General features: G+C 45.1%; 23 protein-coding genes and 1 riboswitch. Of the genes, 17 read left to right on the top strand and 6 right to left on the bottom strand.

What is annotated here, in order from left to right:
- The first annotated feature begins 453 nt into the window (after nucleotides 1-453).
- From AC58CZ_RS09180 to AC58CZ_RS09165, 4 genes are all read left to right on the top strand, one after another.
- The gene (locus AC58CZ_RS09180) at nucleotides 454-1,566 is read left to right on the top strand and encodes an AOC03_06830 family ribosome hibernation factor (RefSeq protein WP_494224241.1); all 1,113 of its coding nucleotides are present in this window, start codon (nucleotides 454-456) and stop codon (nucleotides 1,564-1,566) included.
- A 204-nt stretch (nucleotides 1,567-1,770) separates the two neighbouring features.
- On the top strand, nucleotides 1,771-2,526 hold the full coding sequence (locus AC58CZ_RS09175) for an endonuclease/exonuclease/phosphatase family protein (protein WP_494224242.1): 756 nt from the start codon (nucleotides 1,771-1,773) through the stop codon (nucleotides 2,524-2,526).
- A 178-nt stretch (nucleotides 2,527-2,704) separates the two neighbouring features.
- Complete coding sequence (locus AC58CZ_RS09170) at nucleotides 2,705-3,730, top strand: zinc-binding dehydrogenase (protein ID WP_494224243.1); 1,026 nt, start codon at nucleotides 2,705-2,707, stop codon at nucleotides 3,728-3,730.
- A gap of 247 nt (nucleotides 3,731-3,977) precedes the next feature.
- Nucleotides 3,978-4,316 (top strand): EcsC family protein, encoded by a 339-nt coding sequence (locus tag AC58CZ_RS09165; protein ID WP_494224244.1) that lies wholly within the window; start codon nucleotides 3,978-3,980, stop codon nucleotides 4,314-4,316.
- A 32-nt stretch (nucleotides 4,317-4,348) separates the two neighbouring features.
- Here the strand turns inward: AC58CZ_RS09165 and AC58CZ_RS09160 are convergent, their stop codons facing one another.
- Genes AC58CZ_RS09160 through AC58CZ_RS09150 form a run of 3 tightly spaced genes read right to left on the bottom strand, consistent with a single transcriptional unit; the run spans nucleotide 4,349 to nucleotide 7,828 of the window.
- Nucleotides 4,349-4,966, bottom strand: coding sequence for an alpha-ketoglutarate-dependent dioxygenase AlkB (locus AC58CZ_RS09160; protein ID WP_494224245.1), 618 nt, complete (start codon nucleotides 4,964-4,966; stop codon nucleotides 4,349-4,351).
- A gap of 20 nt (nucleotides 4,967-4,986) precedes the next feature.
- Complete coding sequence (locus tag AC58CZ_RS09155; protein WP_494224246.1) at nucleotides 4,987-5,877, bottom strand: alpha/beta fold hydrolase; 891 nt, start codon at nucleotides 5,875-5,877, stop codon at nucleotides 4,987-4,989.
- A gap of 37 nt (nucleotides 5,878-5,914) precedes the next feature.
- A complete protein-coding gene (locus AC58CZ_RS09150; RefSeq protein WP_494224247.1) occupies nucleotides 5,915-7,828 on the bottom strand; it encodes an ATP-binding cassette domain-containing protein in 1,914 nt (637 codons plus the stop codon).
- 361 nt (nucleotides 7,829-8,189) lie between these two features.
- Here AC58CZ_RS09150 and AC58CZ_RS09145 point away from each other — a divergent pair, with 361 nt between their 5' ends.
- Nucleotides 8,190-9,038: an EamA/RhaT family transporter gene (locus tag AC58CZ_RS09145; RefSeq protein WP_494224248.1), complete on the top strand. Its 849-nt coding sequence runs from the start codon at nucleotides 8,190-8,192 to the stop codon at nucleotides 9,036-9,038.
- A 178-nt stretch (nucleotides 9,039-9,216) separates the two neighbouring features.
- Nucleotides 9,217-10,107, top strand: coding sequence for a fructose bisphosphate aldolase (locus AC58CZ_RS09140; protein ID WP_494224249.1), 891 nt, complete (start codon nucleotides 9,217-9,219; stop codon nucleotides 10,105-10,107).
- 74 nt (nucleotides 10,108-10,181) lie between these two features.
- On the opposite strand, the gene thiC is transcribed toward AC58CZ_RS09140, so the two are convergent.
- The gene (thiC, locus tag AC58CZ_RS09135) at nucleotides 10,182-12,308 is read right to left on the bottom strand and encodes a phosphomethylpyrimidine synthase ThiC (RefSeq protein WP_494224250.1); all 2,127 of its coding nucleotides are present in this window, start codon (nucleotides 12,306-12,308) and stop codon (nucleotides 10,182-10,184) included.
- A 247-nt stretch (nucleotides 12,309-12,555) separates the two neighbouring features.
- Nucleotides 12,556-12,711: riboswitch (TPP riboswitch) on the bottom strand.
- Nucleotides 12,712-13,003: 292 nt separating this feature from the next.
- Between thiC and pstS the strand changes: the two genes are divergently transcribed.
- The 5 genes from pstS to phoU all read left to right on the top strand — a co-directional run bounded on the left by pstS (nucleotide 13,004) and on the right by phoU (nucleotide 18,197).
- The gene (gene pstS / locus AC58CZ_RS09130) at nucleotides 13,004-14,176 is read left to right on the top strand and encodes a phosphate ABC transporter substrate-binding protein PstS (RefSeq protein ID WP_301449420.1); all 1,173 of its coding nucleotides are present in this window, start codon (nucleotides 13,004-13,006) and stop codon (nucleotides 14,174-14,176) included.
- 220 nt (nucleotides 14,177-14,396) lie between these two features.
- A complete protein-coding gene (gene pstC / locus AC58CZ_RS09125; protein WP_093069746.1) occupies nucleotides 14,397-15,350 on the top strand; it encodes a phosphate ABC transporter permease subunit PstC in 954 nt (317 codons plus the stop codon).
- 153 nt (nucleotides 15,351-15,503) lie between these two features.
- The gene (gene pstA / locus AC58CZ_RS09120) at nucleotides 15,504-16,316 is read left to right on the top strand and encodes a phosphate ABC transporter permease PstA (RefSeq protein WP_397467104.1); all 813 of its coding nucleotides are present in this window, start codon (nucleotides 15,504-15,506) and stop codon (nucleotides 16,314-16,316) included.
- A 77-nt stretch (nucleotides 16,317-16,393) separates the two neighbouring features.
- On the top strand, nucleotides 16,394-17,314 hold the full coding sequence (pstB, locus tag AC58CZ_RS09115; RefSeq protein WP_494224251.1) for a phosphate ABC transporter ATP-binding protein PstB: 921 nt from the start codon (nucleotides 16,394-16,396) through the stop codon (nucleotides 17,312-17,314).
- 100 nt (nucleotides 17,315-17,414) lie between these two features.
- Nucleotides 17,415-18,197, top strand: a complete 783-nt coding sequence (gene phoU / locus AC58CZ_RS09110) for a phosphate signaling complex protein PhoU (RefSeq protein ID WP_494224252.1) — start codon at nucleotides 17,415-17,417, stop codon at nucleotides 18,195-18,197.
- A gap of 83 nt (nucleotides 18,198-18,280) precedes the next feature.
- Here phoU and AC58CZ_RS09105 read toward each other — a convergent pair whose 3' ends face one another.
- Complete coding sequence (locus AC58CZ_RS09105; protein ID WP_062843543.1) at nucleotides 18,281-18,571, bottom strand: oxidative damage protection protein; 291 nt, start codon at nucleotides 18,569-18,571, stop codon at nucleotides 18,281-18,283.
- Between the two features lie 573 nt (nucleotides 18,572-19,144).
- Nucleotides 19,145-20,518, bottom strand: coding sequence for an argininosuccinate lyase (gene argH / locus AC58CZ_RS09100; protein WP_494224321.1), 1,374 nt, complete (start codon nucleotides 20,516-20,518; stop codon nucleotides 19,145-19,147).
- Between the two features lie 239 nt (nucleotides 20,519-20,757).
- Here argH and AC58CZ_RS09095 point away from each other — a divergent pair, with 239 nt between their 5' ends.
- The 6 genes from AC58CZ_RS09095 (at nucleotide 20,758) to AC58CZ_RS09070 (ending at nucleotide 26,849) form a co-directional block, all read left to right on the top strand.
- The gene (locus AC58CZ_RS09095) at nucleotides 20,758-21,783 is read left to right on the top strand and encodes a histidine kinase (protein ID WP_494224253.1); all 1,026 of its coding nucleotides are present in this window, start codon (nucleotides 20,758-20,760) and stop codon (nucleotides 21,781-21,783) included.
- Nucleotides 21,784-22,028: 245 nt separating this feature from the next.
- Entirely contained in the window at nucleotides 22,029-22,766 is a 738-nt protein-coding gene (locus AC58CZ_RS09090) for a LytR/AlgR family response regulator transcription factor (protein WP_223334320.1), read from the top strand.
- A gap of 204 nt (nucleotides 22,767-22,970) precedes the next feature.
- Entirely contained in the window at nucleotides 22,971-24,005 is a 1,035-nt protein-coding gene (hemC, locus tag AC58CZ_RS09085) for a hydroxymethylbilane synthase (RefSeq protein ID WP_494224254.1), read from the top strand.
- A gap of 95 nt (nucleotides 24,006-24,100) precedes the next feature.
- Nucleotides 24,101-25,090, top strand: a complete 990-nt coding sequence (locus AC58CZ_RS09080; protein WP_494224255.1) for a uroporphyrinogen-III synthase — start codon at nucleotides 24,101-24,103, stop codon at nucleotides 25,088-25,090.
- A gap of 179 nt (nucleotides 25,091-25,269) precedes the next feature.
- On the top strand, nucleotides 25,270-26,307 hold the full coding sequence (locus AC58CZ_RS09075) for a hypothetical protein (RefSeq protein ID WP_494224256.1): 1,038 nt from the start codon (nucleotides 25,270-25,272) through the stop codon (nucleotides 26,305-26,307).
- 53 nt (nucleotides 26,308-26,360) lie between these two features.
- Nucleotides 26,361-26,849 carry an acyl-CoA thioesterase gene (locus AC58CZ_RS09070; protein WP_083499576.1) on the top strand — a complete coding sequence of 163 codons (489 nt, stop codon included), beginning with the start codon at nucleotides 26,361-26,363 and terminating at the stop codon, nucleotides 26,847-26,849.
- Nucleotides 26,850-26,960: the final 111 nt, after the last annotated feature.

Below are 26,960 nucleotides of genomic sequence, written 5' to 3'. Positions count from 1 at the left end.
CGCGCCATTTGAAATTTATATTTAGTTATATAAAAGATGGGTTCATTTAGTCAAAATACAACCTGAGTACTTATAAACTAAGAGTGAATGCTTAAACTAAAAGTGAATGCTCAAAGGAAACGACAAATAATATAGTAAGCTGAGATAGTAGAAATCTTTAACAATACAGATTGCTCTACTTACAAAGGGCTATCATTTGCTTGCAAATTAACCCTATAGCGAATGAGGGGTAGCTGTTAGCATCAAGATAAAGGAATTTAAAAATTGTACGCCGATCAGGCGTACAGATAGACAATGGACAAAAAATATTGATGAATTGACAGCAGAATTCGTTGTTTACCGACAATGATTAGAGCTGCTATTAATAATAAATAAGGCAAGATGCCCTGACATTGTACTCATAAAAGAATGTATAAATTCGAAAGTAAATGATAATAAAACAAGGAGCAATATATGAAAGCGACTCTTAAAAGCTTACGTGAAACCAAAGCCAATCCAGCGGTAAGTATCTTTGTTAAGACTCACCGAGCACATCCAGCTAACGAGCAAGATCCTATCGCTCTAAAAAATCAGTTGAAAGTTGTAGAAGATCGCTTAAACAAAGAGTATGACAAGAGTACGGCGACCACGATATTAGACAATATTCATGCAAAGACTAATGATCTAAATCATAATTATAATCTTGATACGTTGGCCATATTTGCTAGTACAGAGGACGTGCAGATTGTCCGTATGCCAATCGACACGACCGAACGTGTTGTCATCTCAGACAGTTTTGCCACTCGTGATTTGGTGCGTGATATGGCCAGTGCGGTACATTACTACACGGTTGTCCTAACCCGCGATAATTCTCGTCTGATTGAAGCATCAAATGATCGCGTCATTAGAGAGTTTGATAAAGATGACGACATACAAAACAACATGGAAAATATCCAGTTTCCTGTTGAAAATAACGGGCTGTATACCACAGGTGACGGTGGGTCAGATCGCTCGTCAAACAATGAAAGCAGCCACTTAAAAGAATACTTTAATCAAGTCGATAAAAGCGTACAAGAGCTATGGGGTGAGCACAAAATGCCACTCGTGATCGTTGGTGACGCCAAAAACATCGGTTACTATAAAGAAGTCTGTGATCGTCCAGACAACATCATTGCTACCGTGTCAAATGTTACTAATTTAGAAGATGGCAGCGCTCAGCATATCGTTGATAGTGTACAAGAAGCGGTAGAAGAATACCGTAAATCATTACATCATGCTGCTTTGGGCGAAATCGATAAAGCCCGCGGTGCGAATATGCTGCAGACTGATCTGCAGGAAGTATACCGTAGTGCATTCCAAGGCGCTGGCGAGACCCTTTATGTACGTCGTGGCTATATCCAATCTGCCAAAATTGATGAAAAAGCGCAAACTCTAAGCCTTGTAAGCGACGCTAGCGCAGAAGGCGTGACTGATGATGCGATCGGTGAAATCATCGAGCATGTCATCCATAATGGTGGTAAAGCTGTATTTATGCCACAAGATATCATGGGTGAAGATCAACCAATCGCGTTGGTTACTCGTTACTAATTTAACGATGATCTAACAATGACACCTACGTGCGATATTCATTTATGAATTAGCCATTAATAATGCATAGGTGTAATATGAGAGCATTGGTTCGATATGAGCCAGTGCTCTTTTTATTTCTTTCATTACTATCACTCTGGGTGTTATCGTAGCTGAGCTATTGATTTTTACTCCATAAATATTGAGCGTACAATTAACCAAATTATGACTACCACCTCTTTTGTTTTAACTAGCTACAACATTCATAAAGGCATGTCACCACTAAACCGTCAGGTGAAAATGCAAGGTATTGCTCAAGCGCTAGAAACTGTAGGTGCTGATATATTGTGTCTACAAGAAGTGCAGGGACAAAACCTCAAACGTAACATGCAATATAATGAGTACCCCAATCAATCTCAGCATGAATGGTTTGGCGAGTTTTTAGATCTAGAAAATAGCTATGGCAAAAATTCAGAATACGAGAATGGTCATCACGGCAATGCCGTATTAAGCCGGTTCCCATTAGACCCAAAACACAATGTCAATATTACCGTCAATAGGCTAGAGCAGCGCGGCGTCCTGCATTGTGAAGTGCAGCCTATCGGTTGGGACAGACCAGTTGTTGTACTGTGCGCGCATCTAAATCTGTTTGAGCGCGATCGTATCAAGCAATATCAGGCCATCAGCGATTATGTAAAAAATGAGATTGCACCTGATCAACCGCTCATCTTGGCAGGCGATTTTAACGATTGGAAAAAAATGTCTTGTGACAAACTGGCTACCGAGCTTGGTATGATAGAAGCATTTAGACATTGTCATGGCAAATTGCTACCGACATTCCCAGCAAAACTGCCAGTGCTCAGTTTAGATCGTATCTATCTGCGTAATTTGGTTGTCAAAGACGCATGGGTACATAGTGGAAAGCCGTGGTCATCATTGTCGGATCATTTGCCGATTAGTGCAGAACTGATGCTGCCTTAATACTTTCTTAATACTTGGTGGTGATGTGCTCGGATGCACTGCCTTGATAATGTATCGAGACTAAAACATCTTTTTAGCAAAAATACTATCGACTAAAATCGCCCCTTATGAAATAGTCATCTAACTTGAAATAAATAGTAAGCACTAACTAATAAACAAAATATAAGGATATTCTGCAATGGCAACGCCAGCTACTAATGACAACTCTCAGCAACCTCAACTCCCCAATACCCAGCACGCTGCACTAATACGTGAATTCGGTGAACCAGAAGTAATGATATATCAGGATGGTGTCGATATCCCTGAATTACAGGACGATCAGGTATTGGTCAAAGTCGCCTACGCCGGTATTAACCCTGTCGATTATAAAACCCGCCAAGGCAAAGGCTGGGGCGCAGAAAATATACAAAAACAAAAATTCGACAATAACCAGCCTGCTATTTTAGGGTTTGACGTATCAGGTACAGTGGTTGATAGCAACAGCGATGAGTTCGCTATTGGAGATCGCGTTGCCGCCTTGACCTTTACTGGTGGTTGCTATGCGCAGTACGTGGCGGTAGACACCAAAATGCTGGCCAAAGTGCCAGAGAATGTCACATTAGAGCAAGCAGGGGCATTGCCGTGCATTGGGCAAACAGCGCTACAGTTTGTGGAATTTGCAGATATCAAAGAGGGTGAGCATGTCGTGATCAATGCACCAGCAGGCGGCGTCGGTCACTTATTAATACAGCTATTAATGAACAAAGTAAGCCGTGATGATATTAAGGTCACAGTTATTTGCTCACCAGAAAAATATGCCAAGCTCGGTGAGCTTATCGATACTGACAAGCTTGCAGGCTGGATTGATTATACCAAAGACGAAGCGTTCCCTGACTTGCAAGCCGACGTACTACTTGACTTAGTTGGCGATGAAGCCGGTGTTCGCGCCCTGAGTGTGCTCAAATCGGGCGCGCGCGTGAATGTGTTGCCAACCATTTGGGTCGATAAACTCAAAGAAGCTGGCGAGCAAAAAAGCTTAGCAGTATCAGGGTATAAAGCGCAGCGTAGTGGTGACGATATGGCGCGTGTTTTACAGCAAGTCGCTGATGGTCAATTAACCTTAAAAATCCAAAAAATCTATCCTTTATCAGAAGTGGTTGCAGCTCATCATGAATTACAAAAGGGTGATGCCTTTGGAAAAATTGTCCTTGCTGCTTCTGAATAAGGGGCGCTAACCAGTTTTTTAAAAATCATAGGATCCTTTACGTACTTCATAAAACTCTACAAGAATGGTGTCTCTGACAACACAACAGGCCTACTCTCTAATGTTGTCTGCTGTAGGATAGTGAGAGACACGCTGATAAATGAAGTAATAACAAAGAATGTTCTATGACTATGAATAAAGACATTGAAAATAAAGTTAAAGAGAATAAAAAAACAGACGAAAAAGTAACGGATCATGTGGCCTAGACATGAATGATAAAGGCGAGCAGTTGTTTGCCATGTCTTTGTTGGCGGTGGCTACTTCTGCCTCTACTGAAGCGCGCAAAGCAGCACTGGATGATACCCGTGCGATGATTAAAGATCCAGAAACGCAGACATTTAATCAGATTAATGAAGAGGTCATGTCGCGGGTACTGCGTCAGACAGCAACCAAAGTGGCCACCAATATGGTTAAAACGAAAGCCGCGCAAATCATTCCTGCGGTGGGTGCAGTAGTGGCAGGTGGCGTCAATGCTAACTATACGGCCAATGTCTGTGAAGCGGCGTATCAATGCTACCGTGAACGTTTTTTAGATCGCATTGCATAGGTAATCGTTTACTCAACCTGACCATGGCAGTTTTAGTTTGCAAGCATTTGACGAAATGTCAGGCTAATCCGTCCAGTATCGACTTTTTTTGTTTTCGTGATTGTATGCTTCCAAAAGTGCTGTGTGTCCCCATGCATGACAATTAATTGTCCAGACTCAAGATAAAGCGCGACTTTTTCTTGAGTTTTTTTGTGCTTAAAAACAAATTTGCGGGTGGCACCAAGGGAGAGAGACGCAATGATTGGTCGATGACCGAGCTCTTTTTCATCATCGGCATGATAGCCCATGCCATCAGTGCCAGTTGGATAATAGTTGAGCAAGCAGGTGTTGAAATGTGCTGCAATACCGATGTCTGCCAACGCTTTTTCTACATGTTGTTTCACATGGAGCACTATATCTGACCATGGTATTGTCTGTCGCGTGTGCCCTGAATACTGGTAATCTGCATCCGTGTCTCCCATCCAGACAATTTGGCGAGTCGTCACATGAGTTTTACCAAATAACGTCACTATATCAGATTGCCAAGGCAACCCATTTAGCAATGTATTATAGAGGACATTGGCATCGTTTATGACTATGCCTAGATCGTTTACATTACCATCATAGGGCAATATATTATCTGTGGGTGCGGGCGCAAAAAGGTCATTCATAGATCAATAGTTATCTCTCATTATTTGCTGCGTTGATAGTGCTCTTGAATGATCTGAGCACACAGTTTGGGCGCTTCCATTGGCAGCAGGTGACCATAGTCTATTAAGGAGATGATGCTGCTATCAGGCACAAATTTTTGCCATTGTTGTCGTACTTTATCATTGATGAATAAAGTAGGCTTACCGGTAATCAGCGTATAAGGACAGCGCAGTTTTTTGAGTGCGGCATCGATATGAGGGGCGCCAAAATAATTGGCAAGCTCTTGCTCTGGAGCAAACATCAAGCTGTAGCTTCCATTTGGATTTTTGCTCAAGCTCTGTTCGGCAAATATCTGCAAATGCTCGTCACTGATTCGTCTATAGGCACGCTGCGCACGCAAGTTGTCATAATAAGCATCAACACTCGGCCACGTAGATTGCCTATTTACTGTGCTTTTGAAAGGCTCACGACTCAGCAGGATAGAACGCGGTAACAGATTATACAAGGTGGCTTGGTTTTTGGTGAATGTGACAGGCTCTATCAGATATAGCTGCGAAAACAGCTCTGGACGTTTGGCTGCTGCCATGGCTGTGGCGGTTGCGCCTTGTGAATGTCCAATACCGACGACAGGCTTATCTTGTGTTTTTTCTAAAAACTCAATAAGCAGGTCAGCATCTTGCTCACGCGTCAGACGACGGCTGTGCGGTTTGTCATACCAATAGCCACGCAGGGCAAGGGAGCTGATATCAAACTCAGTTGCCAGCTCATTTAGCAATGGCGTATAGGTACCAACGGTGAAACTATTACCACCATAAAAATGCGCGGGTGTGCGGCGATGGTTATCTGTTTGAACTGACTGATTGAGCTGGCTAAGATGATAGTAACGTGCTTTTTTACCATCAAGATTGATGCTCTTTGTAAATGCTTCCATAAAATAAACACTTCCTTGTGATTTATTTTGATGGGTCTTAGTTGTCTTCACCTAAGAAACCACCGCTTTGACGTTGCCATAATTTAGCATAGACGCCATCGCGTGCGAGCAGCGCCTCGTGACTGCCTTGTTCAATGATGCGCCCTTTGTCCATCACTACTAGTCGATCGAGGGCGGCAATGGTTGATAAACGGTGGGCAATGGCAATCACGGTTTTGCCAGTCATCATGTCGTTTAAGCTTTCAGTAATGGCAAATTCGATTTCAGAGTCAAGGGCACTCGTGGCTTCATCAAGCAGCAAAATTGGTGCGTTTTTCAGCATTACGCGGGAGATGGCGATACGCTGGCGCTGACCACCTGAGAGTTTGACGCCGCGCTCACCGACCTGGGTATCAAGGTCGGTATTGCCTTTGTCATCGCTTAAGTCTTTGATAAAGTCCCATGCTTGGGCTTGCTTAGTGGCTTCAATAATTTCAGCATCGGTGGCATCTGGACGACCATAAGCAATGTTTTCACGGATGGTACGATGCAATAATGAGGTGTCTTGGGTCACCATACCAATTTGCTGGCGCAGTGACTCTTGAGTGACCTCATCAATTGCCTGTCCATCAATAAAGATTTTGCCACTATCGACATCAAAGAAGCGTAGTAGTAAATTCACCAAGGTTGATTTGCCTGCCCCAGAGCGTCCGACCAGACCGATTTTTTCACCTGGTTTGATGTCCAAATAAAAGTCATCTAGCAGCTTCACACGGTTGCTCGCCAGTGCGGTACCTGCAGTGTGCGCCTCATCGACGCGCGCGCCTTCATCATCGGCAGCGATCATATCCTCTTCGTAACCAAAATCAATATGATCGAAGACAATACGACCATCAGTGACCGTTAGTGTTTGCGCATTAGGCTTATCGACGATTTTTTGCGGGGCTGATAGAGTACGCATACCATCTTGTACCGTACCAATACTCTCAAACAAACTGGTGGTCTGCCACATAATCCAGTGGGTCAAACCGTTTAAGCGCAGTGCCATAGCAGTCGCTGCGGCAATCGCACCAACACCCACATCGCCCTGTTGCCACAAATACACACCGATAGCTGCAGTCGAGCCAATCAGAGTCACACTGATGGCATGGTTGACGACCTCAAGATAGCTGACCCAGCGCATCTGTGCGTGTACCGTACCCAAAAACTGATTCATCGCGTATTTGGCATAGCCAAGCTCGCGCTGCGAGTGGCTAAACAGCTTGACGGTCATGATATTGGCATAAGCATCGGTGATGCGCCCGGTCATCAACGCACGGGCATCCGCTTGTACAATGGCCGTACGTTTGAGGCGCGGGATAAAGTACCACATGGCAAGCCCAAACAGTACAAACCAAACCGCAAATGGAATGAGCAGCAAGCTGTCCAGATTAAATAAAATCACACCCGTGGTGACAAAATACACCACCACATACATCATCATATCGGTGATGGTCATCACTGTATCACGCACGGCCAATGCTGTTTGCATCACCTTTGCTGAGACACGTCCTGAAAACTCATCTTGATAAAACTGCATCGACTGCCCAAGCATTCGGCGGTGAAAACGCCAGCGCATCTGCATCGGAAACACGCCTTGGATCACTTGAAAATGTACCAATGACGATAATGCAATCCAAAATGGGCTGAGGATTAAGACAGCAAACATCAGCAGTAGCATGTCGCTTTTTTCTGCCCACAGTGTCTGCGGGGTATAAGCACCCAGCCAATCCACCAAGTTACCAATCCATGCAAACAACATGGCCTCATAGACCCCAACACCTGCGGAGAGGATCATAAATAAGAACAGCCAGCCACGCAAACCATGAGTACAGGCCCACAAAAACTTCAACAACCCCTTACGAGGCAATGGCATGGGCGTTTCTGGGAAGGCAGGAAGACGGGATTCAAAAAAACGAAAGAGAGCGTTCATAGGCGGCAATAATACGTCAAAACAGAGCGGTTTTGAGTCGTTACTTATGTTAATAAAATAGCAGGGTATTTTATCAAAACTTGGCAATCAGGCGTGCAGTAAATTGTAATTTACCCATGCATAGTGCTTTTGGTTGATACGTTATTGCCAATAACGCGCGTGGAAATACGGATAAATAGATTGCTGTCAAAAATATATTTTGCTACCTTCTAGACCGCAACTGGCTTAGTTGATCGAATGATGAGCGTTGTAATCATATTTTTTAATGAAATCAGTTGAATACAAAGCGGCTTACTTGATGCTGCGCCACCAGTGTACGGACAATAAATACCCAGTACTAAGGTTCAAAAGGTAGGCCTTAATGATGTATCTAACCATTGCGGTGCTGTGTAGCGTCGCTGTTTCAGTGCTTTTAAAAATACTACGCCAAAAGAAAATGGATATTCGTCAGACCATTGTCGCAGGTTATCCCGTCGCTTTTTTATTGACCTGGCTTTTATTGAAGCCTGATATCGGCGCCATACATGCGCTAGACAGTGCTTGGGGCATCATCATCGCGCTTGGGATCTTGCTACCGGCCGTGTTTATTATCCTTGGACGTGCTATTGAGGCGGTGGGAATGGTAGCAACGGATGCCTCCCAGCGCTTATCATTGATTATTCCGATAGTGGCCGCTTTTTTGCTATTTGGTGAGGTGCTGACAGGTACGCGTGTGCTGGGATTGACACTTGGCTTTTTGGCACTAGGAGCACTGGTTTATCGACCACAGCAGACAGATACCCCTAAGCAAACAAAATACACACCGCTGTGGTTATTCGGTGTATGGGCGGGTTACGGCATCATCGATATTTTGTTTAAGCAAGTGGCCAAGCAGGGCACCGCTTTTCCGTTGACACTGTTTGTGAGTTTTGGAGTCGCAGGTCTATTATTACTCGTCTATCTGCTCGTCACTCGGGTGCGCTGGCAGGCAGACGCCCTTGTCGCTGGATTGCTACTTGGCGCGCTGAATATGGGTAATATTTATGCTTATGTCAGAGCCCATCAAGTGCTCTCCGATTCACCCAGTATTGTATTTACGGGGATGAACGTGGGTGTCATCGCAGTCGCCACATTGATCGGAGTGGGCGTGTTTAAAGAACGACTCAATCGCATCAATTTGGTGGGGCTGCTACTCGCAGTATGCTGTGTGGGCGTCTTATTTTTGGCGTGAGATATGTTGTCCAAGGAAGGATACAGTAGAATTTTTAGCAAAGTTGTCACGTTTTCTATATAGGCATACTTATCATCCTATGATAAGGTCATCTACAAATAGCAGACCTTATCATAGGTGATAGAAAGCTTGATTTATGATGTTTGAATTCACTCAATAAAAATAGGATGTACTTTCAATGGAATACGACAATCAGTTACAGCGCATAAAAGACGGTTCAGGGTTTATCGCTGCGCTCGACCAAAGTGGTGGCAGCACACCAAAGGCTTTAGAGAATTACGGCATCAGCGGCGAGGAGTATGAGAATGATGAGGCCATGTTTGATTTGGTGCATGAGATGCGTGCCCGTATCATGACGTGCGACTGTTTTGACAATGAGCGTGTGCTTGGTGCGATCTTATTTGAAGATACCATGGAGCGCGACGTCAATGGTAAGTCGACCGCCAACTATCTGTGGGAAGACAAGCAAATCGTCCCATTTTTGAAAGTAGATAAAGGTTTGGCGGAGCAGATGAGCGGCGTCCAAGTCATGAAGCCGATGCCTAATCTAGACCTGTTGCTAGATAAAGCCAAGAACTATCCAGTATTTGGTACCAAGATGCGCTCAGTCATTTATGAGCCAAATGTCGATGGTATTGAGCTCGTTGTACAGCAGCAGTTTGATGTGGCAAAGCAAATCATCTCAAAAGGCTTGATGCCAATCGTTGAACCAGAGATCAATATTGATAGTGCCCAAAAACATGATTGCGAAGTGCTATTAAAAGCCAATATTTTGCGTAATCTGGAACGCTTAAATGACGAACAGCAAGTAATGCTCAAGCTGACATTGCCCGAAGAAGCAGGATTTTATCAGGAACTGGTTGACCATCCAAAAGTGCTCAAAGTCGTGGCGCTATCTGGTGGTTATAGCCGCACTGATGCGTGCGCGAAGCTCAAACAAAACCCCGGTATGATTGCCAGCTTCTCGCGCGCCTTTACCGAAGGGTTGAGTAAGCAGCAAAGCGATGAAGAGTTTGCCGATACCATTAATACGTCGATTGAGGAGATTTATCAGGCGTCGAAGGTTTGATATTACTAAATACATAAACTAAAAAAGCCCAAACCTGATAGTCAGGTTTGGGCTTTTTTATTATAGTAAAAAGCTTATACCTCTTTATATAACTGGCGTCCTTCCTTGTTGTATTTTTCCATCATCTCAGCCATGCCTTGACGGACTTCTTCAGCACTGGCTTCGCCTACTTGTCCGACCAGTTCTGTATCGACTTTTTTGATCAAATGATCATCATCGCTTAAGTCGCCTGATTGCGGCGTTACCTTTTTATTAGCGGCATCTTTGTCCAGTCCTGCTGCATACTCACGCACGTTTTGCGTGATTTTCATGGAGCAAAACTTCGGACCACACATAGAGCAAAAGTGTGCCGATTTATGCGCATCTTTTGGCAACGTTTCATCGTGATATTCGCGCGCGGTATCAGGGTCGAGCGCCAGATTGAACTGATCATCCCAGCGGAATTCAAAACGCGCTTTGGATAGCGCATTATCACGCGCCTGTGCACCAGGGTGACCTTTGGCAAGGTCGGCGGCGTGTGCAGCGATTTTATAGGTAATAATGCCGTCTTTGACGTCTTTTTTGTTTGGTAGCCCTAAGTGCTCTTTTGGCGTGACATAACACAGCATCGCGGTACCAAACCAGCCAATCATGGCCGCACCAATCGCACTAGTAATGTGGTCATAACCCGGGGCAATGTCAGTCGTTAATGGGCCCAAGGTATAGAAAGGCGCGTCAGCACACAGCTCAAGCTGCAAGTCCATGTTTTCTTTGATACGGTTCATCGCCACGTGTCCAGGGCCTTCAATCATCACCTGTACGTCGTGCTCCCATGCCACTTTGGTCAATTCTCCAAGGGTGCGTAGCTCACCGAACTGCGCTTCATCATTGGCATCTTGCAAGCAGCCGGGGCGTAGACCGTCACCTAGACTGAACGCCACATCGTATTGCTTCATAATCTCGCAGATATCTTCAAAATGCGTGTATAAAAAGCTCTCTTTGTGATGCGCCAGACACCACTGCGCCATGATAGAGCCACCGCGTGAGACGATACCTGTCAAACGCTTTGCGGTCAGCGGTACATAGCGTAGTAGGACGCCGGCATGAATAGTGAAGTAATCTACGCCTTGCTCGGCTTGCTCAATCAACGTATCACGGAATATCTCCCACGTCAGATCTTCAGCGACGCCATCGACTTTTTCTAAGGCTTGATAAATCGGTACGGTACCAATTGGCACAGGCGAGTTACGGATTAACCATTCACGAGTTTCATGAATGTGATTGCCCGTGGACAAATCCATGATGGTATCCGCGCCCCAACGCGTGGCCCACGTCATTTTGGACACTTCTTCATCAATCGATGAGCCGAGCGCTGAGTTGCCGATATTGGCATTGATTTTTACCAAAAAGTTGCGCCCGATGATCATCGGTTCAGATTCAGGGTGATTAATGTTATTGGGAATAATGGCGCGTCCAGCGGCTACTTCATCACGGACAAACTCAGGGGTGATAATTTTGGGCGTATTGGCACCGAAGTTCTCACCCTCATGTTGACGCATGTCAGTCAGTTCATGCTGCTTTTGCGTCTCACGTATCGCGATATATTCCATCTCAGGGGTGATGATGCCGCGACGTGCGTAGTACATCTGCGTGACATTTTGACCTGCTTTGGCACGGCGCGGTTTGTCAATATGGGCAAACCTGAGGTTGGCAGTACTGATATCACGAGCACGCGCTTGCCCGTACGAGCTAGATAGACCGCTTAGTTGCTCGGTATCACCGCGCTCAGCGATCCAGTTTTCACGCAGTTTGGGTAGACCGCGGGTCAGATCAATCTCGACGTTGGGGTCAGTGTACACACCTGAAGTATCGTACACATAAAAAGGCGGATTGTGCTCGCCATCCTTATCACCCGTACCGCCAACAGGCGTATCCGCCAAGCTGATTTCACGCATCGGTACTTGGATATCAGGTCGTGAGCCTTCGATATAGACTTTGCGCGAGGCGGGTAGGATACGGTGTAAGTCGCGCGCGTCTTCTTCAAAGCGTGCATCACTGGCGGCGCGGTGGGCAGGCGTTTTTAGTGCGTCGGCTTTTTTATCGGCTTTGGTGTCTGATACGAGAGGTAGGTTATCGGCTGGGTTGTGCGTTTGGACTTGTGATGCCGCTGAGGCACTGTCTAAAGAGGCACTGTCAAAAGAGCTGCTGTTTGAAATAGTCATATGCTGTCCTAGCGTGTTGGTTTTTGAATAAAAGCAACACCGCCAGTAGCTGCGGGGACAAGCAGTCGTCATTCAGACAAATTTATATTATCAACACCTAACAGCGAGCAAAGAAATTGTCGCGGTTAATGGTCATCAAATAGTGGACGCCGCTTTCTATCTTCTCTCGTTATCTACGTATGCGACGTGCATCGTTAGACAATAGCGATGATAAAAAGGTATTTCTACGCGTCCGTTGTCATCAATAACAACGTGCTTAAGACTTCCCTGCGTCGGTACTAACCGCATCAGGTTCGGCGGGTGATCTCTCAGCGAATGTAGATAGGTGGCTACTTTTATCAATGCTCAACTATAAACGTTTAATAAAGTAGGCCAATGCTACACCGCACCCCGAGTCTGTCAGTGTTGTAAATCTTCTTCATACTAACAAAATTCTGCGTTAACGGCTAATGGAATTTGGATGAAAATATCAGGCGCTTATTTTGCTATTTAGCATGGATACAAAGAACAGGAGCTATTGATAATAATTAAAATTCCTTGATATTACTGATACTTAGAGGCGATGGCTAAATATTGTGTAAAGCGAATGCAGGATTTGAGAGGTTGTCATTAAACTGTCATAAAGATTTGGCAAGATAACGCTCATATCACAAACAATGCTTTTTTATATCGTTGTTAAACTTCAGGAGTCCTACATGCGTTATTCGTTATTAGCAGTGGCCGTTAGTTGTACATTAATGCTTACGGCGTGTAATAAGTCAACAGAGACGGCAGAACCAGCTGCTGATACGACCAGTAGCGCCGCTACCACGGCTGAAACCACCACTCAGACTCAGGCAACGCCTTCTGCTGACACGGGTTTCAAATCTGCTGAAAACATCGCCATGAATATCACAGGTGCAGGCGCATCATTCCCGCAGCCGATCTATGCCAAATGGTCTTATGACTACAACGCTGCCACAGGTGGCCAAGTCAACTATCAATCTATTGGTTCATCTGGTGGTATCAAACAAATTCAATCAAAAACCGTCGATTTCGGTGCTTCTGACGCGCCATTGACACCTGAAGAGCTTGAAGAGTCTGGTCTTATCCAGTTCCCAACCGTGATTGGTGGCGTTGTGCCAATCGTTAACATCGATGGTGTTGAGCCAGGTCAGTTAAAGCTAGATGGTGAAACCTTAGCCAATATCTATCTGGGTAAAATCAATAACTGGAATGATCCTGCGATCAAAGCCATGAACCCAGATTTGACTTTGCCAGATGCCGCCATCACCACAGTATTCCGCTCAGACGGTTCAGGTACGACGTTTAACTTTACCGATTATCTCGCTAAGGTATCACCAGATTGGAAAGACAGCGTTGGTGTTGATAAAACGGTTAAGTGGCCAACCTCTGCCACTGGTGCAGGTGGTAAAGGTAATGAGGGCGTCTCAAGCTACGTCAACCGTATGAAAAACTCTATCGGCTATGTGGAGTATGCCTACGCCAAGCAAAACAACATGTCACATGCCGCGCTTAAAAATGCCGCGGGCAATATCGTGCAGCCATCTGCTGAAACCTTTGCCGCCGCTGGCGACATCGATTGGTCACAACAAGAAGGCTTTTATAAAGTCATCACCAACTCTGAGACGGATCAAGCATGGCCAATCGCTGCTGCTACTTTCATCTTAGTCCATAAGCAACCAGAGAATCCTCAGCAAGTCGCTGGCGTGTTGAACTTCTTTGATTGGGCGTATACCCAAGGTGATGATGATGCCATGGCGCTAGATTATGTCCCATTCTCTGATACAGCAGTGGCTCTATTCAAAGAGAAATGGAATGAGGTCAAAGGTAGCGATGGACAGCCAGTTTATAAGCCAGCGCAATAAACGATCTGTACAAGCTGCTGCTTAATGACTTTTTGATTTCCTCTTAAACCACTATTCTCCGGTAGTGGTTTGAGAGGTTTTATCACAGCAAATTTGACCAAAACACTAATCGCTATATTTCACGATAACCATTAGTACGGATACAAGTTGCGTTTGCTGTCATAAAACGAAATGAACACCCTGGTTTTTTTGAATTCACCCATTCAATGCTGAGACACTTATGACAGACTTAAGGTCCCAACTGGCTAAACAAAAACGTTACGACGCGTTATTTGTCAACTCTACCAAAGCGTTTGCCATACTCGTCCTCCTATCGTTAGGAGGCATTTTGGTGTCTCTGATTGTTGGGGCGTGGCCGAGTATCCAAGAGTTTGGTCTGGGGTTTTATAGCAGTAATAATTGGGACACGGTTGCCAATGAGTACGGGGCACTCGCGCCTATTTATGGCACCTTGGTGACGTCATTTATCGCGATTGTTATCGCTGTACCAGTCAGTTTTGGTATTGCGATATTTTTGACCGAAATGTGTCCAAAGTTCCTCAAAAAACCGCTTGGTATTGCCATTGAGCTGTTGGCAGGTATTCCTTCTATCATTTATGGTATGTGGGGCTTGTTTGTCTTTGCGCCTTTCTTTGGTGAGCACATTCAGCCATGGTTTATTGAGCATGTTGGCCCGCTACCGATCATCGGTAAGCTGTTTACAGGCGCACCCATGGGACTAGGGATGTTTACCGCGTCCTTGGTACTTGCCATCATGATTATCCCTTTTATCGCTGCCACCATGCGTGATGTTTTCTCTGTGGTGCCAGATCTACTCAAAGAGTCGGCCTACGGTATGGGTGCGACGACGTGGGAAGTGATGTTCAAGATTATCTTGCCTTATACCAAAGCGGGTGTCGTTGGCGGCGTGATTTTGGGACTGGGTCGTGCGCTCGGTGAGACCATGGCAGTGACTTTCTTGATCGGTAATGCGTTCAATATCAGCCCAAGTCTATTTACTTCTGGTGTGACCATCACCTCAGCATTGGCCAATGAGTTTGCCGAAGCGTCAAGTGAGCTGCATCTAGCGTCTTTACTGCATCTGGGCTTAATCTTGTTTATCATCACCTTCATCGTGCTGTCGTTGGCCAAACTGATGCTCATGCGCATGGATCACAAAGCAGGTAACCGATAAGCCTAAGCATGGTTATTGGATCTCGATTGATATTGATAAAAGATATGGGAAATAAATAGTATGGCTGCTAACAATGCGATGAATGCGCCCATGACCACCAAGCCAAGCAGCGTGGGGCGTTATAACAAGAGTCTGTACAACAAACGTCGCTGGATGAATAAGCTGGGTTTGGGGTTTGCCATGTCAGCCATGGTGTTTGGCTTATTTTGGTTATCATGGATCTTGGTGACGCTGTTTATTGAAGGCTTCCAAGGCATGGTGCAGCTGCCAATTTTTACCGCTGACACGCCGCCGCCGATGAGTCCAGGTGGTTTGCGCAATGCGATCGTGGGTTCTGCCATGCTGGCGTTTTCAGGATTGTTCATCGGCGCACCCATCGGGCTTATGACTGGCATTTATTTGTCTGAGTTTTCTAAAGGCAGTATGCTTGGCCAAGTGACGCGTTTTTTGAACGATATTTTATTATCGGCACCATCCATTGTCATTGGTCTGTTTATATATGCTTTAATGGTCAAAGGTCAAAGCTTCTCTGGTTGGGCAGGCGCATTGGCATTGGCATTGATTGTCATTCCAGTCGTCGTACGTACCACGGAGAATATGCTGAATCTGGTACCCAATAGCTTGCGCGAAGCGGCTTATGCACTTGGCACGCCCAAGTGGAAAATGGTGACGCAAGTGACTATCAAGGCTGCCAAAGCGGGACTGACGACAGGGGTACTTTTGGCTTTTGCTCGTATCACTGGTGAGACGGCGCCATTACTATTTACCGCGCTCAATAATCAGTATTTCAGTACCGATATGGGTCAGCCAATTGCCAACTTACCCAATACCATCTATCAGTTTGCGATGAGTCCTTATGATAATTGGCACACACTGGCATGGGCAGCCGCGCTTCTGATCACAGCGTCGGTCTTGGTATTGAATATTTTGGCAAGATTTATTGGCAATCGAGGTCAGGTCAAATAAAGACAGATATCGCTGCAAAGATACCAAGTATTTACTTATATTTATACGAAATACACTAAGCTAGGTTGGATAATATTATGAATGATGTCGTAAGCAAAGCCCGCACAGAAACAACGGCTGATCGCTTTAACAGTACAACAGACAGCTTGTTAAATAGAACCACGTCTCATAGTGCGCAATCGCAGCAACCCAATACTGCTGACTTCACCAAGCAAAGTATTCATGATATCCCCAAAAACATGCCTAAAGCAAAAATGGAAGTCCGCGATCTTAACTTTTACTACGATGATTTTCAGGCATTAAAAAACATCAATATCGATATCGCAGAAAAGAAAGTAACGGCGTTCATTGGTCCATCAGGTTGCGGCAAATCGACGCTGCTACGTACCTTTAACCGCATGTATGATCTGTATCCAGGAATGCGTGCAGAGGGCGCTATCAACCTTGATGGGCGCAATATTTTGGGCAAAGACATCGATGTCAACTTGCTACGCGCGCAGGTCGGTATGGTATTTCAAAAGCCAACCCCGTTTCCCATGTCGATCTATGACAATGTTGCCTTTGGTGTCAAACTCTATGAAAAGCTCAGCAAAGACGAGCTGGATCATCGCGTGGAGTGGGCACTAAAAAAATCGGCGCTATGGCCAGAAGTGAAAGACAAACTAAAAGCATCCGGCTTGTCGCTATCAGGTGGTCAGCAGCAGCGCCTGTGTATCGCTCGTAGTGTCGCAACCAAGCCTGAAGTATTGCTGCTCGATGAGCCAACGTCTGCGCTTGACCCTATCTCGACGGGCGCTATCGAAGATCTGATAGAAGATCTTAAAAATGACTATACCATCGCCATTGTTACCCACAACATGCAGCAAGCGGCGCGGGTATCAGACTATACCGTCTATATGTATCTAGGCGATATGATCGAGATGGGTGAGACTGATCAGATCTTTACCAAACCTACCCAAACTGCGACAGAAGATTATATTACTGGTCGCTATGGCTAGGGCTGATTAATTAGTACTGAAGAGCTAATACTGAAGTTGGGTCGTTTCACTCAACCAGCATATCGCGCTACTAAAATATAGATTTCAGGGAATACCTCTTATGCAAAGTGATAAGCATATCTCCAAAAGTTTTGACCAAGATCTTGATGAAGCCATCCGTCTGTTTTTGTACATGGGTGATAGTGCTGCCAACCAAGTAGCCAAAGCCATTCATGCACTTATCGATAAAGACGAGACACTGGCGCAAGAGGTCATCGAGATGGATTTTGATATCAACCGCATGGAGGTTGAGCTCGATGAACATATCTTACTGTTGGTTGCTAAGCGTCAACCTGCCGCAGGAGATTTGCGTTTAGTCATGTCGATCAGTAAAGGCGTGGTAGATTTGGAGCGTATTGGCGATGAAGCGGTAAAAATAGCGAAAATGGCCAGCAGAATCGCGGCACAAGGCAAATCGTCTTACGGCTATTCTGAGGTACAGCACTTAAGTAATCAGGTAAGACTGATGCTTAACAACGCGCTAGAGGCTTTTAGTCAATCGAATGCTGAGCAGGCGTTTGAAGTCATGCGCAATGACAGTGTGGTCAATAACGAATATCAATCTGCCATTCGCGCGTTGATGACCTATATCATGGAAGACTCAAGACAAGTCTCAAAGGTCATCAATATCATGTGGATTTTGCGCTCGCTTGAACGCATCGGTGATCATGCACAAAACGTGGCCGAGCTAGTCATCAACTATATCAGTGGTCAAGATGTACGCCATTCAGACTACGCCATGGTCGAAAAAGCAGTGCAAGAAGCCAATGATCGTCTGGCTGCTCGTCAAGTGAGCACGATGTCAGTCGACGACTACGAAGCTTTAGAAAGTAATGACGACTAATAACGCAGGCAAAATAGTCTTCTTACGTAAAAAACGCGCTTACTATAGCGCGTTTTTTATGGGCGTAATGCAGTGGTCTCAGCCTAGCTTTCTGGCGTCCAGCCTTGGGCGCGCTCATAGTCTTCATTATCCAAAAACTTATCACGTTGCTCGGTCAAGAATTTTTTGGCTTCAGGATCCATCATGCTCAAATGGTTCTCATTGATGAGCATGGTTTGATGTTCTAGCCACTCTTTCCATGCCTTGTCAGAGACTGTTTCTTGTAGCTCTTGGCCTTTTTTATTGGGGAAGGGCGGATGCGGCATTTTTGGTAGTTCTTGCTTGTATTTGCGGCAAAACACGGTATTGGCTTGGGGATTAAAAGTCTCAGTCATCAGGCGTTCCTTATTTATTATATTAGGGCGTGTCATCAATTAGCCCATTCAGTCATTTAGCGGTCTTAAAATAGCTAAATCTTGTCAAACATCGTCAAAAACTTTGTGAATATACCGATATTCTCTGCAGTTTTTTCCTTGTTTGACTACCATTTATCTTATTTTGAGCCTCGCTATCTAAATGATGACATGCCCTAGCAGGCAAGTTAAATAATCGTATACGTCTATGATAACGGTCTTGGTCAATTTAGCAAAGGATATCTCGTGTCTGTTCTTAAACAGACACAAATCTATAAGGTGTTATCAGCACGTCTTGCCTTTATTCTGATTTATCGTTTCATATCAGATAGACAAAGAAAGCGCGAAAAAAGGGCGGGTAGCTGATAGTAAGTTATAGTTAATTCAGTTTAAAAGAGATATAAGACAACCGAGCGCAGATGTAACTGTGATACTTCAAGTGAGGTTAACGCTTTGGCTCTTTTATAGGGGATTGACTATAAATAAAAAACACCCGCATCAATAGCGGGTGTCAGATATATAGCGATAAGTTAGCTCTGGCTGAAAAGGGTCTGATTAGGCAAAGGCTTTTAAACGAGCGCGGCCATTGATTACGGCTTGCTTGACTTGGTTTGGCGCAGTACCGCCCAGATGGTCACGGGCTGCTAGTGAGCCCTCTAGCGTGAGATAGTCAAAGACATCATCACCGATGGCATCACTGAATTGTTGCAATTGTGCCAATGATAAGTCACTGAGATCAACGCCTTCTTTGATGCCCAATGCGACAGCGTTGCCCACGACTTCATGCGCATCACGGAACGCAACACCTTGACGCACTAGATAATCTGCTAAGTCGGTAGCAGTAGCATAGCCTTTCATTGTCGCAGCACGCATACTTTCTTTGTTTGGGACAATGTTGGGCAGCATATCAGCAAAGGCAAGTAGTGAGCCTGTTAGCGTGTCAACACAATCAAACAAAGGCTCTTTGTCTTCTTGGTTGTCTTTGTTGTAGGCGAGTGGCTGGCTTTTCATCAGGCTAAGCAATGTCATCAGCTGACCAAAGACACGTGCCGCTTTACCACGTACCAATTCTGGCACGTCAGGGTTTTTCTTCTGCGGCATGATTGATGAGCCAGTACAGAAACGATCTGGTATCTGCACAAAGTTAAACTGCGCTGACATCCACAGAATAATCTCTTCACTCATACGTGACATGTGCATCATCAGAATCGAGGCGGCGGAGGTAAACTCAATCGCAAAATCACGATCTGAGACCGCATCGAGCGAATTTTGACAAATACCTTCAAAACCCAATAGCTCAGCGGTGATAGTACGATCAATCGGGAACGTCGTGCCAGCGAGTGCGGCGCTACCAAGGGGCATCTGGTTGATACGGCGACGGGCGTCAATCAAACGCTCGGTATCACGATACAACATCTCAAACCATGCCATCACGTGATGACCAAAGCTGACAGGCTGGGCGGTTTGTAAATGCGTAAAACCAGGCATAATAGTATCGGTATGTTGATCAGCCAGGTCAAGCAAGCCACTTTGTAAGCGCACGAGCAGCTCGATAATATTATCGGTTTCTTCACGTAACCACAAACGAATGTCGGTCGCGACCTGATCGTTACGGCTACGACCCGTGTGTAGTTTTTTGCCAACTGCGCCTATAATATCAGTGAGGCGTGATTCGACATTCATGTGCACGTCTTCGAGGGCGATTGACCAGCTAAACTCACCTGCTTCGATCTCGCGTAATACTTGATGAAGACCGTCGATAATGGTGGCCACTTCATCAGCAGTCAAGATATCGCATTCTTTGAGCATCGTTGCATGGGCAATCGATCCTTGAATATCGTGACGAGCAAAGCGTTGGTCGAAGCCGACAGAGGCGGTAAAGGCAGCCACGAAGCTGTCCGTCGCTTCACTGAAGCGTCCACCCCACATCTGCTGGCCCTGAGTGCTGGTAGGGCTGTTTTGTGCATCTTTGTTTGTTACTGAGACATTCGTGCTAGAATCAGCAACAGATGAACTTTTACTTGATTCGGGATTACTAAGGTTTGAAGAATTGGCGTTCATATCGGTACAAGACAAGTCAAGAGAGTAAGAACTCAAGTATAGCAAATGATGAGGTTGCCTTACTAGCTACGCGCTTAGAGTTTTTTATTCCAAAACTCATGGAGATCATGAGGCCTTTGCAGTGGCTGACCTATATCGTTTTTTGGTCACTGTTTCTCACAGTGATTGAGCGTCATGGTCTGTCCAGTTGGTCGGACTTTATCATCAAGCTTGTTGCGCGAACCATACAAAACGGTTTGACCGTTATACCTGCATTATATTTGGTAGATTATCTGCGCCCTATTCTAAAAAATGCCAGTATTCCGAGTGTGAGTGTGCGTATCGTCATGCTCATGATGTTTGCCGCGACGGTTTCTATGGTTTTAGTCGTTTTGGTTTTGATTAATATGGGTTTGATGGAATATGATCGTCAAGCTTTTATGACCAATCTGTTTTTCAATACCGTACTGACGGGCGGTTTTACCATTGTATTTTTGCTGTACTTTTTGCGTAGCCACCGTGAGCTTAATGCGCTCAAGCTATCGTTTGAATACAAATTGACCGCACAGAATGACTTAATAAAAGCCCGCACTGCCCCGCACTTTTTCTTTAATACCATTAACACACTGGTCTCACTCATTGAGTCCAATCCGTCAAAAGCCTCTGCTTTATTACAAAACGTTTCGGTATTATATCGTGCCAGTTTTAGCGGCGAACGTGAGATTAGCTTTGAAGAAGAAGTTGCGCTGTGTGAGCATTATCTAGCGATCGAGTCTAGCCGTTTGGCAGACAAACTCGAGGTCCATTGGGATTTGCCTGATGAAGATATTATGTATGATATGGTGATTACGGCGTTAACCTTACAAAGCGTCCTAGAGAAAATGCTACTCAACGTGGTTGAGATGACCACTGAAACCATCCATTTTAATATTAAAGTCACTTGGGAGCAGCACAGAGTAACTATTCAGATCGACGTCGAACTTCCTACAAAGACCTTAATCATTAACCATGATTTGCGTCAGCATATGGATTTTTATATTCAAGCAGATCGATTACGTGCGTACTTTGGTCAAAGTGCTGATATCCAAAGCACAGTTACTGGTAACCACATCACTACCATTATTGACTATCCCTTACAAGACGTCAGTTTATAATCTTTCCTCTTTTACCGTTTTTTATGATGTTCTCAGACACTATATTCTTATTATAAGATGTTGTGGCATATTTATTGCACTGTCTTTTATATCTATATGGTTATTGCGATTTTTATCTGGCAATTATTGACAATGAGTGGTTACTATCAAAAATATGATGCAGAAAATTTCACCATATTGAACTGGCCAGTACATTCGTCATACCATCGAAACATATTCAGTAGAGTTTGGGGGTGGGAGTTTACATGCGTATTGTAGTTTGTGATGATGAGCCTTTAGCGCGTGAGCGTTTGGTCAGAATCGTACAGGAGTCAGGTCATGAGGTGGTTGCTCAAGCTACCACAGGGGCAGAAGCGATTGTTGCCGTAAAAACTCAGCAGCCTGACATTATATTATTAGACATTCGTATGCCTGAGATGGATGGGGTGCGCTGTGCCCAAGAGCTGGACAAACTTGATCATCCACCAGCCATTATATTTGTCACCGCTTACGATCATTATGCGATAGCGGCACTAAAAGCCAATGCAATCGGTTATCTGTTGAAACCGGCAAACAAAGACGAGCTATTAGAAGCACTGAACAAAGCAAAAAACCTAAACGCGGCGCAATTGAACGAAATTCGCAAGCTTGCAAATCCAACGGCGCGTCCGATACGCGAGCATATTGCTGCTCGTACCCATCGCGGTGTAGAGCTGATTAAACTTAAAGATATCTATTATTTTGCGGCAGATCAAAAATACGTCAAAGTACGTCACAAAGATGGCATTGTATTGATTGATGAGACCCTAAAAGAGCTAGAGCGAGAGTTTGACGATCGTTTGTTCCGTGTGCATCGCAACGCTATTATCAATCTAAATTTTTTAGACTTTTTAGAAACCCTAGACGCTGGACAATATCAGATACGTTTTAAAGGAATCGATGAGACGTTGGCCGTGAGTCGTCGTCATCTGCCAGCCTTACGTGACAAAATTCAAAGCATGTAATAGGATGTTTTCAGAGCGACATAATCATCCCATATCATCAAACCCTTATTTATGCTTAAATAGGGGTATTTTTTTGCGCCAGCATTTACTATCTCTGATGTGAGTCGACCATTTTTTGTGGCAAGTTTTCCTAATCGCTTAGCACCAACTTAGCACTGACATTGTAGCATTTAGATTATAGTATCGAATTTATTGAGGCCCTTTATGAGCAATCCGCAGCAACCTGCTTTGACTACCTTAACCATCGCCACGCGACAGAGTCCTTTGGCTCTATGGCAAGCGGAGCATATTCGTGATCGCTTACTGGCGCTCTATCCTGAGTTGACAATTGAGTTACTAAAAATTGTCACTAAGGGTGACAAGATTTTGGACACACCTTTGGCCAAAATTGGCGGTAAGGGTTTATTTGTCAAAGAGCTCGAGCAAGCATTGTATAATAAGCAAGCAGATATTGCGGTACATTCGCTAAAGGACGTACCGATGCAGCTGCCTGAAGGCTTGACACTAGGTGTCTATTGCAAGCGTGCTTCACCAACTGATGCTTTTGTCTCAAATACTTATAATAGTATTGATGAATTGCCGCAAGGTGCAGTTGTTGGGACTTCAAGTTTGCGCCGTCAGTGTCAGATCAAAGCCTACCGCCCAGATCTACAGATCAAAACCTTGCGCGGCAATGTTGGTACGCGTTTGAGCAAATTAGATGCTGGTGAGTACGATGCCATTATCTTGGCGACCAGTGGTTTGCAGCGTATTGAATTAGATGAGCGCATTCGCGGGCAGTTAGATATTGATGCGTGCCTGCCAGCGGTGGGTCAAGGGGCTTTGGCGATTGAGTGCCGTGAAGGTGATGACGAGGTGTTGAAATTACTAGCGCCACTGAACGATGATAAAGCGCGTATTCGCCTTATCGCTGAGCGTGCGCTTAACCGTCACTTGGAGGGTGGCTGCCAAGTCCCGATTGCAGCCTACGCAGTGTTGCAGATGGCGGATGAAACCAGTGCGAATAACGATGACAATGGTGAAAACGGCAACAACGATAACGGTAATGTATTGTGGTTACGTGGTCGAGTGGGTCAAGCGGATGGTAGTAAGCTGTTAAAAGCAGAAAAGCGAGTGACATTGGTTGGTACACAAGACGAGCAAGAGTCGCAGGCAAATCAGCTCGGTATTGATGTTGCCAATATACTACTTGCTGATGGTGCAGGGGCTATCTTGTCAGCGATTTATCACGCTGAGTAGCGTATTCACTTTGTCATACTGAGTCATTGATCCACATATCCACTGTTTGGTCGATGATTCAGTCCATTCTACAAGCCTTTTGTCGTGGTACATCTATGTCATCAACGTCAACTAAAGCTAGGTCTACTCATAAAAATCAATCCACTGATGGGTCGGTGCCAAAAATTGTCATCAATACACGGCCGATAGCACGCGCTGCGCCATTGACGAATCATTTGCGAGCAGCAGGGTTCACGGTGGTTGAGATGCCGATGTTGACGTTGCAGACGCGCCCAACGACTGGCGATGACCTAGCATTGATGCGTGCGTGGCTAGCAGGTGAATATAAGGCTCTGGTCATCATAAGCCCAACGGCGGCCACTTCTGGGTTGAATGTTTGGCAGTCGCTTGTGTACAGTGAGCATGACGATAGTAGTTATGCGCAACCGGACAATAAAGCAGCCAACATAGCTTCTGAGGCTTTGGTAGCCCCAAGTCAAATCATTGCAGTGGGTCAAGCAACCGCTACGGCATTGACTCAAGCCAATATAGACGCGGCAAACTACCAAGTACGACAGCCTGAAGTTGCCAATAATGAAGGTATGCTAGCAATGCCTGAGATAGAGCGTTTACAGGCGGGTGATAAGCTGCTGATATGGCGCGGACTGGGCGGGCGACGATTATTGGTTGATACCTTGCAAGCACGCGGTGTACAGATCGATAGTATTGCGTGGTATAAGCGTACAATGCCTACCGAGGCAATGACTCAGTATCAGCAGTGGCAAAAAGATTTTTTTGTATGTAATCAAACGACAAATACAACACCAAAGCAAGCAAAACCTATCGTCGTCGTGAGTAGTGGTGCCGCTTTTGAGCATTGGACGAGCATCGTCCAAGGTGCAAGAGAAAAAATGTCAGAACCAAAACGTAGTAATGACATAATGACTGATGCAAGAGATAATTTGCCACTCACGCTAGCGGACTTTTCTTATGTCGTATTGGGTGAGCGCTTAGCAAATATGGTTGCAGCGCAGCGCCTGAGCTATTGGCGTGTAGAGGATTTGGCGCCAGACACCATTCTTTCAGCCATCACTACCAATACTTAGGGCGTGTCCCTATTTTAAAAATGGTGATAAAAATGAGATAAATCACAGGCAAACAGCGTCAAAGATTTAGCTATTTTTAGTCCATTTAGTGACAAACGTTTGAATTGGGGACATGCCCTAATTTTATAATTTCTATTTGATTTAAATATGTTTATACCTACCCATCACGGTACTGTCTTATGCCAATGAATTCTGAGTCTTTATCTAAGGATCCTTCTGCTATACAGCAGCGTCGGCAGGCAAATATCTTGCTGCTGCGGATGCAGTGGTTGGTCATTTTGCTGCTTATCGCGGCATTACTCTGGCTCTATATTAGTCAGCAGCGTTTTCAGCACAGTGTCAATGAGCGGTTGCAGAGCAATGAGCAGGTTGTCAGTCGTCTAAATGAGATGGACGATCGTTTATTTGCCATGAGTCAGCAGACATTGCCAGAGCCTAGAGTCAAAGCCAGTAGCCAAGCGCAAAATCAGCTGGATTTACTACGTATTCAAATAAAAGCCGCTGACAGATTGCTAGCAGACAACAATGATAGTGCCGCGATCGAGTTGTTGCGAGGTTTGCATTGGCAATTGGCACAAGGCAGCAACGAGATTGCACCTGCATTGACCGTCGTAATCAAGCAAAGTTTGCTCAAAGACATCGAGCGATTACAAGCGCAAAGCTCACAACCTAGCCCATGGCAAATACAGAATCTTGCGATTCAAAACATCCAAGAGTTTTTGCATAGTCATGAGCGCCTCAGCAGCTACGAGGGTGCTGATATTCAGCGCCGAGAGCTAGTTGATGCTGCAACTGAGGGTGACCAAAAGCGTGCAGTAGCGAACCCGCCTGCTCAAACGTCAGCGCGTAACGAGGTGACATTGACGCGTAGACAACTGACGATTCATGAAGTCATCATGACGTTGAATCTGGCAAGTCAAGCGAGCAATATGCGCGAGCAGGATCAACTGATCAATTATTTGACCCAAGCGCGCAAACAGCTAAAAACCTTACTACCTAAATCATCGGTTAGCAATGGCAAAAACTCCGCGCAAGTTGGCGCCATTGGCATTGCTCCATCCGACAAAAAGCCAAAGGGTACGGACAACAACCTAGAGACCATGCAGTCGCCAAATGATATACCAGAGGTCATTGCCTGGCTTGACCAACTGATTGTCAATGCTCCTAAGCCAACACCCTTGTTAACCACACAGATTTTGGATAAGCCACAACCTTAATCAATACGGTTCGAAACAGCTATATATAGACAACATGAGACACAAGGTAAGTTATGACCAATATGAGTGAAAAGCCAGATTTTATGTCTGAGGTAGCAATTGATCGACCTGAAGTACTGGCGCATTACCCAGTGATTCATTATCAGCCGATTCATTGGGGTGAGATGGATGCCTTTAACCATTTAAATAACGTGGTGTATTATCGTTATTCTGAGTCAGCGCGCATTGGTTATTTGCACGCGTTAGATATGTTCGATGGCAGTATGGTCACCGTCTTAGCACAGTCGAGCTGCCAGTATTTGCACCCAGTGACCTATCCTGATACTTTGTTATTGGGCGTTCGCTGTCAGCGTCTGGGCAATACCAGTATCGCGATGGAATATAGCTACTATAGTACAGCACAAAACAAAATCGTTGCGACCGCTGATGCCGTCGTAGTGCGTCTCGATAGTGATGGGAAAGGTAAGTTACCGTGGACAGCAGAAGAACGTGCGCGCTTACTGGCATTAGAGGCAAAATTTGGTCATACCCCTGAATATTAGAATAGGCTTTAGCTGCGTTGATGACCTATCTCGGATAGTGTTATATAACCATTAAAAATAAAAAAGGCACGCTAACATTATCGTAGCGTGCCTTTTTTCATGACTTTTCTC

The sequence above is a fragment of the Psychrobacter sp. CR212 genome, from assembly GCF_059693765.1.
This window is presented reverse-complemented; position numbering and strand designations above follow the sequence as displayed.

Bases quoted from the DNA above. Each gene is read 5' to 3' on its own strand.
- AC58CZ_RS09180 (WP_494224241.1), top strand. From the start codon at position 454: ATGAAAGCGACTCTTAAAAGCTTACGTGAAACCAAAGCCAATCCAGCG.
- AC58CZ_RS09175 (WP_494224242.1), top strand. From the start codon at position 1,771: ATGACTACCACCTCTTTTGTTTTAACTAGCTACAACATTCATAAAGGC.
- AC58CZ_RS09170 (WP_494224243.1), top strand. From the start codon at position 2,705: ATGGCAACGCCAGCTACTAATGACAACTCTCAGCAACCTCAACTCCCC.
- AC58CZ_RS09165 (WP_494224244.1), top strand. From the start codon at position 3,978: ATGAATGATAAAGGCGAGCAGTTGTTTGCCATGTCTTTGTTGGCGGTG.
- AC58CZ_RS09160 (WP_494224245.1), bottom strand. From the start codon at position 4,966: ATGAATGACCTTTTTGCGCCCGCACCCACAGATAATATATTGCCCTAT.
- AC58CZ_RS09155 (WP_494224246.1), bottom strand. From the start codon at position 5,877: ATGGAAGCATTTACAAAGAGCATCAATCTTGATGGTAAAAAAGCACGT.
- AC58CZ_RS09150 (WP_494224247.1), bottom strand. From the start codon at position 7,828: ATGAACGCTCTCTTTCGTTTTTTTGAATCCCGTCTTCCTGCCTTCCCA.
- AC58CZ_RS09145 (WP_494224248.1), top strand. From the start codon at position 8,190: ATGATGTATCTAACCATTGCGGTGCTGTGTAGCGTCGCTGTTTCAGTG.
- AC58CZ_RS09140 (WP_494224249.1), top strand. From the start codon at position 9,217: ATGGAATACGACAATCAGTTACAGCGCATAAAAGACGGTTCAGGGTTT.
- thiC (WP_494224250.1), bottom strand. From the start codon at position 12,308: ATGACTATTTCAAACAGCAGCTCTTTTGACAGTGCCTCTTTAGACAGT.
- pstS (WP_301449420.1), top strand. From the start codon at position 13,004: ATGCGTTATTCGTTATTAGCAGTGGCCGTTAGTTGTACATTAATGCTT.
- pstC (WP_093069746.1), top strand. From the start codon at position 14,397: ATGACAGACTTAAGGTCCCAACTGGCTAAACAAAAACGTTACGACGCG.
- pstA (WP_397467104.1), top strand. From the start codon at position 15,504: ATGAATAAGCTGGGTTTGGGGTTTGCCATGTCAGCCATGGTGTTTGGC.
- pstB (WP_494224251.1), top strand. From the start codon at position 16,394: ATGAATGATGTCGTAAGCAAAGCCCGCACAGAAACAACGGCTGATCGC.
- phoU (WP_494224252.1), top strand. From the start codon at position 17,415: ATGCAAAGTGATAAGCATATCTCCAAAAGTTTTGACCAAGATCTTGAT.
- AC58CZ_RS09105 (WP_062843543.1), bottom strand. From the start codon at position 18,571: ATGACTGAGACTTTTAATCCCCAAGCCAATACCGTGTTTTGCCGCAAA.
- argH (WP_494224321.1), bottom strand. From the start codon at position 20,518: ATGTGGGGTGGACGCTTCAGTGAAGCGACGGACAGCTTCGTGGCTGCC.
- AC58CZ_RS09095 (WP_494224253.1), top strand. From the start codon at position 20,758: ATGAGGCCTTTGCAGTGGCTGACCTATATCGTTTTTTGGTCACTGTTT.
- AC58CZ_RS09090 (WP_223334320.1), top strand. From the start codon at position 22,029: ATGCGTATTGTAGTTTGTGATGATGAGCCTTTAGCGCGTGAGCGTTTG.
- hemC (WP_494224254.1), top strand. From the start codon at position 22,971: ATGAGCAATCCGCAGCAACCTGCTTTGACTACCTTAACCATCGCCACG.
- AC58CZ_RS09080 (WP_494224255.1), top strand. From the start codon at position 24,101: ATGTCATCAACGTCAACTAAAGCTAGGTCTACTCATAAAAATCAATCC.
- AC58CZ_RS09075 (WP_494224256.1), top strand. From the start codon at position 25,270: ATGCCAATGAATTCTGAGTCTTTATCTAAGGATCCTTCTGCTATACAG.
- AC58CZ_RS09070 (WP_083499576.1), top strand. From the start codon at position 26,361: ATGACCAATATGAGTGAAAAGCCAGATTTTATGTCTGAGGTAGCAATT.